Source organism: Streptomyces sp. NPDC054863 (genome assembly GCF_053610825.1).
Window position 1 is genome coordinate 1 of sequence record NZ_JBSGZD010000271.1, and the last position, 10,773, is coordinate 10,773.

At 69.2% G+C, this 10,773-nt stretch carries 7 protein-coding genes and 1 tRNA gene; 2 read left to right on the forward strand and 6 right to left on the reverse strand.

Annotated features, from left to right (window positions below):
* Positions 1-104: 104 nt before the first annotated feature.
* The 6 genes from pknB to ACWGIG_RS31460 all read right to left on the reverse strand — a co-directional run bounded on the left by pknB (position 105) and on the right by ACWGIG_RS31460 (position 8,299).
* Positions 105-2,120: a Stk1 family PASTA domain-containing Ser/Thr kinase gene (gene pknB / locus ACWGIG_RS31435; protein WP_453325088.1), complete on the reverse strand. Its 2,016-nt coding sequence runs from the start codon at positions 2,118-2,120 to the stop codon at positions 105-107.
* Positions 2,121-2,353: 233 nt separating this feature from the next.
* On the reverse strand, positions 2,354-3,814 hold the full coding sequence (locus tag ACWGIG_RS31440) for a peptidoglycan D,D-transpeptidase FtsI family protein (protein ID WP_453325089.1): 1,461 nt from the start codon (positions 3,812-3,814) through the stop codon (positions 2,354-2,356).
* Positions 3,811-5,223: an FtsW/RodA/SpoVE family cell cycle protein gene (locus ACWGIG_RS31445; RefSeq protein ID WP_453325090.1), complete on the reverse strand. Its 1,413-nt coding sequence runs from the start codon at positions 5,221-5,223 to the stop codon at positions 3,811-3,813. Before ACWGIG_RS31445 ends, ACWGIG_RS31440 begins: the two co-directional genes overlap by 4 nt.
* A gap of 15 nt (positions 5,224-5,238) precedes the next feature.
* On the reverse strand, positions 5,239-6,750 hold the full coding sequence (locus tag ACWGIG_RS31450; protein ID WP_453325091.1) for a Stp1/IreP family PP2C-type Ser/Thr phosphatase: 1,512 nt from the start codon (positions 6,748-6,750) through the stop codon (positions 5,239-5,241).
* 150 nt (positions 6,751-6,900) lie between these two features.
* Positions 6,901-7,425 (reverse strand): FHA domain-containing protein FhaB/FipA, encoded by a 525-nt coding sequence (locus ACWGIG_RS31455; RefSeq protein ID WP_362413012.1) that lies wholly within the window; start codon positions 7,423-7,425, stop codon positions 6,901-6,903.
* Positions 7,426-7,435: 10 nt separating this feature from the next.
* Positions 7,436-8,299 carry an FhaA domain-containing protein gene (locus ACWGIG_RS31460; protein ID WP_453325092.1) on the reverse strand — a complete coding sequence of 288 codons (864 nt, stop codon included), beginning with the start codon at positions 8,297-8,299 and terminating at the stop codon, positions 7,436-7,438.
* 310 nt (positions 8,300-8,609) lie between these two features.
* Between ACWGIG_RS31460 and ACWGIG_RS31465 the strand changes: the two genes are divergently transcribed.
* Positions 8,610-8,692 (forward strand) — tRNA-Leu (locus ACWGIG_RS31465).
* 122 nt (positions 8,693-8,814) lie between these two features.
* Positions 8,815-10,527 carry a glycosyltransferase gene (locus ACWGIG_RS31470; RefSeq protein WP_453325093.1) on the forward strand — a complete coding sequence of 571 codons (1,713 nt, stop codon included), beginning with the start codon at positions 8,815-8,817 and terminating at the stop codon, positions 10,525-10,527.
* Positions 10,528-10,773: the final 246 nt, after the last annotated feature.

The window sequence follows — 10,773 nt, forward strand, 5'->3', positions numbered from 1 at the left end:
GTGGTGTGCCGGGGGCCCTTCGCTGTGCTGGTGCCGGGACCTGGTGGGGCCGGAGCTGCCAGGTCCCGGGATCCGGTGGTGCCGGGACCTGGCGGAGCGTGCGGCTAGTCGCCGAAGAGGCCGCCGCCGTGGTCGTTTCCGTTGCCGTTACCGCCGCCTCCGCCGAGGGCGGTCACGGTCACCGCGGAGCCCTTGGCGACCATGGTGCTGCCGCCCGGGTTGACGGCCATGACCCTGGCGTCGTCCTTGTCGCTTCCGCCGGGACCGGGCTGGACGGTCAGTCCCAGGCCCTCCAGGATGCCCTTGGCCTCGCCGTAGGTCTTGCCCACGAGGTCGGCCGGGATCTGCACCTGCTCGCCGGGCGGCGGGGTCTCCTGCTGCTTGGGCTTGGCGACGATCAGGGTGATCGCGGTGCTGGGGAGGGCCTTGCCCTTGACGTTCTGGTTGATGACGGTGTTCGCCGGCCGGTCGTCCTCCTGCTCGGCCTTGATCACCGTCTCGAAGCCGAGGTTCTTGAGGGTCTGCTCGGCGGCCTCGTAGGTCTGGCCGGTCAGGTCCGGGACGAGCAGCTGCTTCTTCTTGGCGATGGTGATGGTGACGTCGGAGCCCTTCTCCGCGGACTCACCGCCCTTGGGGGACTGCTTGATGACCGTGCCCTCGGTCTGCTCGGACTCGGCCTGCTTGATCTTGGGCGTGAAGCCGTCGCCGCGCAGGCGCTTGGTGGCCCGCTCCTCGGTCTGCTCCATGACGTCGGGGACCTCGACCTTGGGGGCGCCGGTCGAGACGACGACCGAGACGGTCCCGCCCTTGTTGATCGAGCCGTCGGCGGGCGTCTGCGAACAGATCTTGCCCTTCTCCTGGTCCGCGCAGGGTGCGTCGCTGCGCTTGAGGATCAGGTCGACCGTCTCGGCGGACTGTTTCGCTGCCGCGAACGTCTGCCCGACGAGCTTGGGCACTTCCGTGGTCTGGGGCTTCTTCTCGCCGTTGAAGATCGAGTTGCCGATGAGGACCGCGCCGACGAGGACCAGGATGCCCGCGACGGCCAGCAGGATCGTCGAGGTGTTGCTCTTCTTGGGCTGCTGACGGCGGCGGCCCGCCGGCTCGTCGTAGCCGCCGTTCCCATTGCCGTAGCCGTCTCCGCCGTTGCCGACGGGCGGCATCATCGCCGTCTGGCCGCCCTGACCGGCCTGGCGCAGGGCGGTGGTGGGCTGGTCGTTGCTGCCGTACCCGTCGTAGCCGCCGTATCCCACCGCGCCGAGGGCGGCGGTCGCGGCGACGGGACGGCCGTCGAGGCAGGCCTCGATGTCGGCGCGCATCTCGTCGGCCGACTGGTAGCGGTAGTCGGGGTCCTTGGTCAGGGCCTTGAGGACGATGGCGTCCATCTCGGGCGTGATCTCGGGGTCGAAGTTCGACGGGGGCTGCGGTTCTTCCCGTACGTGCTGGTAGGCGACCGCGACCGGTGAGTCCCCGATGAAGGGGGGACGGACCGCCAGCAGCTCGTACAGCAGGCAGCCCGTGGAGTAGAGGTCGGACCGTGCGTCGACCTGCTCGCCCTTGGCCTGCTCCGGGGAGAGGTACTGGGCGGTGCCGATGACGGCGGCGGTCTGGGTCATCGTCATGCCGGAGTCGCCCATGGCGCGGGCGATGCCGAAGTCCATGACCTTGACCTGGCCGTTGCGCGTCAGCATGACGTTGGCCGGCTTGATGTCGCGGTGGACGATCTGGGCGCGGTGCGAGTACTCCAGCGCCTGGAGGATCCCCACGGTCATCTCCAGGGTGCGCTCCGGGAGCAGCCTGCGCCCGGAGTGCAGGAGTTCGCGCAGGGTCGATCCGTCGACGTACTCCATCACGATGTACGGGAGCGAGACTCCGTCGACGTAGTCCTCACCGGTGTCGTAGACCGCGACGATCGCCGGGTGGTTGAGTGAGGCGGAGGACTGGGCCTCACGGCGGAACCGGGCCTGGAAGGACGGATCGCGGGCGAGGTCCACCCGGAGCGTCTTCACAGCGACGGTGCGGCCGAGCCGGGTGTCCTGGGCGATGTAGACCTCGGCCATGCCACCACGGCCGAGCACCGAGCCCAGCTCGTACCGGCCGCCGAGGCGACGCGGCTCTTCCATAGCTAATCCAGCCCTCTCCGTCTGTCCCGACCGCACCCGTGTGTGGTCCGGCGGTGTGCTGTTCGCGCATACGGTACCGGGCGGTCCGCACCCGGTCGGCCCGCAACCGTCACCTGATACCCGACCGGTACGTCAACGTGCGCGAATGGGACGGGGTGGTGACCGGGGTCACTCCTGGCCCCGGTGGCGAGTGGGGATGTTTCACGTGAAACATCCCCACTCCTCGGTCCGGCCTACTTCGCGCGGTCGAGTACTGCCTTCATGACGTTCTTGGCGATGGGCGCGGCGAGACCGCCGCCGGAGATGTCGCCACGGGCCGCTTCGCTGTCCTCGACGACCACGGCGACGGCGACCGGGGAGCCCTTGTCGGTCTTGGCGTAGGAGATGAACCAGGCGTACGGGTTCTTGTCGTTGTTCAGGCCGTGCTGTGCGGTACCGGTCTTGCCGCCGACCGTGACGCCGTCGATCAGGGCGTTCTTGCCGGTGCCGTCCTTGACCACGGTCTCCATCATTTGCTGGACCTTCTGCGCGTTGTCCGCAGACATCGGCTGGCTCATCTCGACCGGATCGGTCTGCTTGATGACGTCCAGGTTGGGGTCGGTCAGCTTGTCGACCATGTACGGGGTCATCAGCTTGCCGTCGTTGGCGATGGCGGCGGTGACCATGGCCATCTGGAGCGGAGTGGCCGCGGTCTCGAACTGGCCGATGGACGACATGGCGGTCGACGGCGGGTCCATCTTCTTGGGCCACACGCTCGCGTTGGAGCGGACGGGCGTGAACTGCTCGCTGTTGAAGCCGAACTTCTCCGCCGTCTCCTGCATCTTCTCCCGGCCGAGGTCGGAGCCGATCTTGCCGAAGACGGTGTTGCAGGACCACTGGAGCGCGACCCGCAGGCTGGCGTTCTCGCAGGGGTGGTCGCCGTCGTTCGGGAGGAACTTCGAGGACTGGGGCAGCTTCCACGGGAAGGGCGACTCGGTTGCCGCGTCGATGTCCGTGTACTTGCCGTGCTCCAGCGCCGCAGCGGCAGTGACGACCTTGAACGTCGAGCCCGGCGGGTAGGTCTGGCGCAGTGCCCGGTTGAGCGAGATGTCGTCCGGGTTGACCTTCTTGTCGAGCTGCTTCCACGCGTCGCTGTCGCCCATGCCGGCGATCTTGGACGGGTCGTACGAGGGGGTGCTCGCCAGCGCGAGGATCTTGCCGGTCTTCGGGTCGAGGGCCGCGACGGCGCCCTTCTTGCCCTTCAGACCGTTGTAGGCGGCGCGCTGGGCGTCGCCGTTGAGGGTGGTGACGACGTTGCCGCCCTTCTTCTCCTCGCCCGCGAAGAGGGAGAGCGTCCGGTCGAAGAAGAGACGGTCGTCGGTGCCGGTGAGGATGCCGTCGTTGAGCTTCTCCAGCTGGGTGGCGCCGTAGACCTGCGAGGCGAAGCCGGTGACGGGGGCCCACATGGGGCCGTCCTGGTACGTGCGCTTGTACTTGAGGTCGCCGTTCTTGGCCTCGGTGGAGCCGGTGATGGCCTTGCCGTCGACGACGATGTCGCCGCGCGGGTGGGCGTAGCGCTCCACGAGGACGCGGCGGTTGTCCGTGTGTTCCTTGAGCTTGTCGCCCTGGACGAACTGGACCCAGTTGACCCGGACGAGCAGTGCGAGGACCAGGATTCCGCAGAAGATGGCAACCCGGCGCAGGGGCTTGTTCACGGTCGGACCACCTGGGTCATCTCGGCGTCGGGGGACGGGGCGGGGGCGGGGGCGGGGCGCCGCGCGGTGTCGCTGATGCGCAGCAGGATGGCCACCAGCGCCCAGTTGGCGATCACGGAGGAACCGCCCTGGGCGATGAACGGCATGGTCATGCCGGTCAGCGGGATGAGGCCGGTGACTCCGCCCGCGACGACGAAGACCTGGAGGGCGAAGGCGCCGGAGAGGCCGATGGCGAGGAGCTTGCCGAACGGGTCACGGGCGGCCAGCGCCGTACGGATGCCGCGCTCGATGAGCAGGCCGTACAGCAGGATGATCGCCATCAGGCCGGTGAGGCCCAACTCCTCGCCGATGGTGGCGAGGATGTAGTCGCTCTTGGGGGCGATGCCGCCGATGAAGCGGGAGTAGCCCTGGCCGAGTCCGGAGCCGAAGAGGCCGCCGGATCCGAAGGAGAACATCGACTGGGCGGTCTCGGTGACCAGACCGCACTCGCCGTTCACGCACTTCGTGGCCAGCGGGTTCAGCCAGTCGTTGACGCGGGACTGGACGTGCGTGGCGAAGGTGGCGACGCCGACCGCGCCCGCCGCGCTGAGGGTGAGGCCGAAGACGACCCAGCTGGTGCGCTCGGTAGCCACGTACAGCATGATCACGAAGAGGCCGAAGAAGAGCAGCGAGGTGCCCAGGTCGGTCTCGAAGATCAGGATCATCAGGCTGAGCGCCCAGATCGCGAGGATCGGGCCGAGGTCGCGGCCTCGCGGCAGGTACATCCCCATGAAGCGGCGGCTGGCCAGGGCGAGCGCGTCCCGTTTCACCATGAGGTAGCCCGCGAAGAAGATCGCGATGACGATTTTGGCGAACTCGCCGGGCTGGAGCGAGCCGAGGCCGGGGATGGTGATCCAGATCTTGGCGCCGTTCACACCGGGGAAGAACATCGGCAGGATCAGCAGCACGAGGGCCACGACCATCGAGATGTACGTGTACCGCTGGAGTACCCGGTGGTCCTTGAGCAGCAGCAGGACGCCCAGGAATAGCGCGACGCCGACGGTCGACCACATCAGCTGCTTGGCTGCCATCGGCCCGCCGAGCGCGGCGGTGGTGATCAGCGGCTCCTGGTCGAGCCGCCAGATGATCACCAGCCCCAGCCCGTTGAGCAGGGTCGCGATGGGCAGCATCAGCGGGTCCGCGTACGGGGCGAACTTGCGCATCATGAGGTGCGTGATGCCGGCGAGGAGGCTGAGCCCGACCCCGTAGCCCAGCATGCCCGCGGGCAGGGCGCCGTCCTTGGCGAGGCCCACGTTGGCGTACGCGAAGACCGGGATGGCGACGGCGAAAGCGAGCATGACCAGCTCGGTGTTGCGCCTGCTGGGTGCTTCGATCGCGCCGATGGTGGTCGTGTTGGTGACAACGCTCATGGTGGTGTGGGCCCCCTACGGTGTGGCCGGCTTACCGCACTGCGAGGCCAGTTCCTGCTCTTCCTCGGAGAGGGTGGGACCTGGAGCGGGGGCGCTCGGAGTGGGTGTGGCTGCGTTCGGCGTCTTGGCGCCGTTCTTGGCGCCCGGCGTCTCGCCGGGGTTGGGCTTGACCGGCGCCTTCGGCGGCGGAGCGGTGCGCTGCTCGGACTTCTTCTTGCAGGCTGACGCCTGGAGCGCGAGCTTCTCGATCTTCTCGCGCGCCTGGGCCAGGTCGCCGGCCGGCAGCGTGTTCTTGACCTCCTTGGACTGGAAGTCCGGGAGGTACTTGAGTTCGATCTCGGGGTGGTCCTTCTCGATCTTCGAGAGGGAGACCCACGGGAGGTCCTGGTCGACGCCCCGGTAGAGCGCGACGTGCTCGCTGCTGGCACCGACGTAGTACTGGGTCTGGGTCCAGCGGTAGCCGCCGTACAGACCGCCACCGACGACGACGAGGGCGAGCGCGAGATAGAGGGATCTCTTCAGCCACTTGCGCCCGGGGGACTTCACGAAGTCCTCGCCGTTGTACATGTCGAAGGTGTCGTCGGGGAGGCTCCCGCCGTACCCGCCGCCGCTGCCCGCCGGGCCGAAGCTGCCCGAGGGCGGCTGCGGCTGCGGCCGGGGGGACGGCGTGGGGCGGCCGAGGCCGGCCGCACGGCCGGCCGGGGTCTGCATGGCGCCGGAGTCGTGGAGCTGGATCTGGTTCTCGGCGACGGCGCCGACGATGACCGGGGTGTCGTTGAGCTGCCCGGCCAGGGTGTCGTTGCCGTCGACGTCCAGGACGTCGGCGACGATGCAGGTGATGTTGTCGGGGCCGCCGCCGCGCAGCGCCAGCTCGATGAGGTGCTGGACGGTCTCCTGCGGGCCCTGGTAGCTGGCGAGCGTCTCCTCCATCGTCTGGTGGGAGACGACGCCGGACAGGCCGTCGGAGCAGATCAGATAGCGGTCGCCGGCCCGGACCTCACGAATGGAGAGGTCGGGTTCGACGTGGTCGCCGCTGCCCAGCGCCCGCATCAGCAGGGAGCGCTGCGGGTGGGTGGTGGCCTCTTCCTCGGTGATGCGGCCCTCGTCCACGAGGCGCTGCACCCAGGTGTGGTCCTGCGTGATCTGGGTGAGGACGCCGTCGCGCAGGAGGTACGCGCGGGAGTCGCCGACGTGCACGAGGCCCAGGCGCTGTCCCGTCCACAGGAGAGCGGTGAGCGTGGTGCCCATGCCCTCCAGCTGGGAGTCCTCCTCGACCATCATGCGCAACTGGTCGTTGGCCCGCTGCACGGCCGTGCCCAGGGAGGTCAGGATGTCCGACCCGGGTACGTCGTCGTCGAGCTGGACCAGCGTGGAGATCACCTCGGACGAGGCGACCTCACCGGCGGCCTGACCACCCATGCCGTCGGCGATCGCGAGAAGGCGGGGGCCGGCGTAGCCGGAGTCCTCGTTGCCCTCCCGGATCATTCCCTTGTGCGATCCGGCGGCGAAGCGCAGGGACAGACTCATACGCACCTCGCCCGTCGGCTCCGGGTACACCGGGTTTCGAGCCACACTGCCCACCCTCCGGTCGGGAGCGCGCTCCGGCCCGTGGCCAGGGCGCTGGGGCCCTGTGCCGGGGCCGCTGCGGCTCGCTCGCTCCGCTCGCTCATTGTCGTACTACTTCCGCAGCTCGATGACGGTCTTGCCGATGCGAATCGGTGCGCCCAGCGGAATCGGTTGCGGCGTGGTGAGCCGGTTCCGGTCGAGATAGGTGCCGTTGGTGGATCCCAGGTCCTCGACGATCCAGTTGCCGTCGCGGTCCGGGTAGATCCTGGCATGCCTGCTGGACGCGTAGTCGTCGTCCAGCACGATCGTCGAATCGTGCGCGCGGCCCAGCGTGATGGTCTGCCCCTGGAGCGCCACCGTGGTTCCGGTGAGGCTGCCTTCGGAGACGACCAGTTTGGTCGGGGCGCCGCGGCGCTGGCGTTGCTGCTGCTGTGGTGGGGGTGCGGCCTGTTGGCGCCCCCCGCCGGTGTTCTGCTGCTGGGTACGCGTGTCGGACGCATTGCCGCGGCGTGAGCCGCGTTGCGTGACGCGCGTACCGAACAGGTCGCTGCGGATGACCTGGACGGCCACAATTACGAATAGCCACAGGACAGCTAGGAAACCTAGCCGCATGACCGTCAGGGTCAGCTCTGACATTGCCCCCGCTTCACCCTTCGGCTTGCCGGTAAACGATGGTGGTGCTGCCCACGACGATCCGCGAGCCGTCGCGGAGCGTAGCGCGGGTGGTGTGCTGGCCGTCCACCACGATGCCGTTGGTGGACCCGAGGTCCTGGATCGTCGCGGGCGTACCCGTGCGGATTTCGCAGTGCCGGCGGGAGACGCCGGGGTCGTCGATCCGTACGTCGGCCTCTGTGCTGCGGCCCATCACGAGGGTGGGCCGGGAAATCTGGTGGCGCGTGCCGTTGATCTCGATCCAGCGCCGGGTCTGGGCGCCGGGCATGGGGCCCGGGCCTGCTCCGGGCGCGCGCCGGTCGCCGCGGTCGGCGGCCGGGCCGGGGCGGGCTGCGCCGCCGGGCGGGGCCGGCGGCATGGGCGGTGCGCCGCCGGAAGCCGCGGGCGGGTAGCCGTATCCGCCGCCGCGTGGGGCGGCGGGGGCTGCGGGGGCCGGGTCGGAGGGGGCTGCGACCTGCGAGGTGCTCGAAGCGAGCGTGCGGCTGCGTACCCGGTAGAGACCCGTGTCGAGGTCGTCCGCCTTCTCCAGGTGGACCTTGATGGGGCCCATGAAGGTGTAGCGCTGCTGCTTCGCGTAGTCGCGGACCAGGCCTGACAGCTCGTCGCCCAGCTGGCCGGAGTACGGGCTGAGGCGCTCGTAGTCCGGGGTGCTGAGCTCGACGATGAAGTCGTTGGGGACGACGGTCCGCTCGCGGTTCCAGATCGTTGCGTTGTTGTCGCACTCGCGCTGGAGGGCGCCGGCGATCTCGACGGGCTGGACCTCGGACTTGAAGACCTTGGCGAAGGTGCCGTTCACCATGCCTTCGAGCTTTTGTTCGAAACGCTTCAGGACTCCCATGGGGCACCTCCTCCGTCGTTGTCGTCCTGGTACTGCTTACTGATCGTATCCACGCGCCGGGAAAACGGCTGGTTCCCCTTGTCCGCCCAGTCGATGAGTGTCACCCCTCACAAGGGATCGTAGAGGTGGCTTCCTGACAGTGTCCCGCACGCGTGCTCCTCCCCGGAGGAGTGGGTGCCGGAGGTCGGCGTTCCACTGGCGGGTCCCCGGAAACTATGCGTGTGAATCCACCCTGACCACCGTGCTAATCTTCTTCTTGTCGCCAGCCAGTCGCACAAACCAGTGCGGGGAATCGAACGACATCACTCATGCGCGAGTGGCGGAACGGCAGACGCGCTGGCTTCAGGTGCCAGTGTCCTTAGGGACGTGGGGGTTCAAATCCCCCCTCGCGCACTTTGAGATTCGGGTCTCACCGTGAAAACGGTGGGGCCCGTTTCTGTATGTCCGTTTACTGTTCCTGCTCCGGTGGTCTCGCTCGTCCGGCTGAGCAGGTGTCTTGCTGTTCGGAGGCGGTTGTGACGCGGTCGAGGCTGTTCGGTGTCGGTGCGCTGGTGCTGACGGGACTGGCTGCGGCGCAGCAGCTGATGCTGGCTGTGGGTTTCGGAGGCTGGCTGCCCGGGTGGCAGCCGTGGCCCTATCTGCTGCTTGCGGCGGTGCTCTGGCTGGTGGCGAAGCCCTGGTGGCTGGAGAACGGGCCGCGCGGCGCCGGAGTTCCCGGCCCCTGGGCGCATGTGGAGAAGTGGCTGCGGCGGATACCGGCGTGGGCGTACGTGGTCGTGGCACTCGCCCTGACCGCGGGGGTGTGGGCCTGGCTGCAGGACTTCGAGCCGTACCTCGGTCATGAGGAGGCGGTCTACGCGAACAAGGCGCGCTTCTGGTTCGACGGGACGCCGGATGCGGGATGGGGCGTCTACCGGCCGGTCGGACTGCCCGCCCTGGGCACGCTCGCGCTGTGGCTGACGGGATACGAGGGATACGCCTCGGGCGGCGGTACGGGGGCGCTGCGGGCCGTCGCGCTCGTACTGGCGCTGGTAATGCTCTGCACGACGTACCTCGTGGCACGCGCGTGGACGTCGCCGCGGCGGGCGGTGGTGGTGACCCTGGTGCTGCTGAGCGGGCTGGGGTTCCTGCGGCGGGTGCCGGAGTACCTGAATGACATCGGGTCGACCGCGTTGCTGTTGATGGTCGTGTTCCTGCTGGTCCGGGCGCAGGAGCGAGCGGGCACCAAGGCGGGTGCGCGGGCGCTGCTGCTCGTGCCGTTCGTCGCGCTGGCGGCCTTCTATCTGCGGTACGGAGTGGTGGGAAACCTCCTGGCCGTCGCGCTGGCCGGCGTCTTCGCGTACGGGCCGCGGGCCTGGCTCGCACTGGGGTGGCGGCTGTGGGCGGCGGTCGGAGTGCTCGCGCTGGGTCTCGTACCGCACTTCCTGTACGCGACGGAGCGCACCGGGAAGCCCCTGGGGATGATCCTTTCGGCGACCTCGCAGGCCAACCGGGAGTACGTCGGCGACGGGCTGGTCTATTACCTGAGCGTCTTCCCCTACCGGCTGGCCGGGGACCTGGGCGCGGTGGTGATGGCCGCGGGCGTGTGCGCGGCGGTCGCGGCGTGGCTGCGGGTGCGGCGGGGCGGCCGGGGAGAGTCGGGAGAAGGAGTGCGGGCCGACGACCGGCGGCGGGTGTTCCTGGGGGCTGCGGCGCTGCTGGTGTTCGTGGTGCTGGGGGTGGCGACGGACGGGGAACCGAGGTTCGTGTACCTGCCGGTGACCCTGCTCACGATCCTCGGAGTACAGGCGGTGGCGGAGCTCACGCGGGCGTGGGCGCCGCGGGTGCTGGTGTGCGTGGGCGTGCTGGCAGGTCTGACGGTGTTCGGCACGGCGCAGGCGGTGGCGCACGGGGCGATGCCCGGCCCGACGTCGCTGGGTGCCTCGACGGTGCCGGTGGCGCGGGCGCTGGCGGCGCAGGACGGGGAGAGCTGCCTGATCGTCACGGGGTACGAGCCGGAGTTCGGCTGGTACTCGGGGTGCGACGCGGTGACGTACCGCCAGTACCGGGAGATGAAGGTGGAACCGGGGACGCGGGTGAGCTTCGTACGGTTTGCGCAGGGGCGTCTGCAGCCGGACGCGGCAGGGGTGCGGCAGCTGATCGGCGGGCGTCCGGCCACGCTGCTGCGGATGCCGGCGGTGGACGGTGGGTCGGCCGGGGCGGCGACGGTGTGGAGCGTGCGGTTCTAGCGTGGCCTCTTTGAGGGTGGGTGTGCGCTTGAGGGCGTGCGGTGCCGGTGCGGTCTCTTTGAGGTGCAGGAACGGTCTCTTTGAGGTGCCGGAGCGACACGGCGGCGCCGGGATCGGACGCTCCGGTCGAGGAGGAGTCGCAGGAAGCGGTCGGCGTAGGGGCCGGGCGTGAACGCGCGTGGGTGAGAACGGTCCCGGACCAGGTCCGGGACCGTTCTTCATACTTTTCCCTGGTTGTCCACAGGG

Coding starts and splice junctions, on each gene's coding strand:
- ACWGIG_RS31450 (WP_453325091.1), bottom strand. CDS start 6,750: ATGAGTCTGTCCCTGCGCTTCGCCGCCGGATCGCACAAGGGAATGATC.
- ACWGIG_RS31445 (WP_453325090.1), bottom strand. CDS start 5,223: ATGAGCGTTGTCACCAACACGACCACCATCGGCGCGATCGAAGCACCC.
- ACWGIG_RS31460 (WP_453325092.1), bottom strand. CDS start 8,299: ATGGGAGTCCTGAAGCGTTTCGAACAAAAGCTCGAAGGCATGGTGAAC.
- pknB (WP_453325088.1), bottom strand. CDS start 2,120: ATGGAAGAGCCGCGTCGCCTCGGCGGCCGGTACGAGCTGGGCTCGGTG.
- ACWGIG_RS31455 (WP_362413012.1), bottom strand. CDS start 7,425: ATGTCAGAGCTGACCCTGACGGTCATGCGGCTAGGTTTCCTAGCTGTC.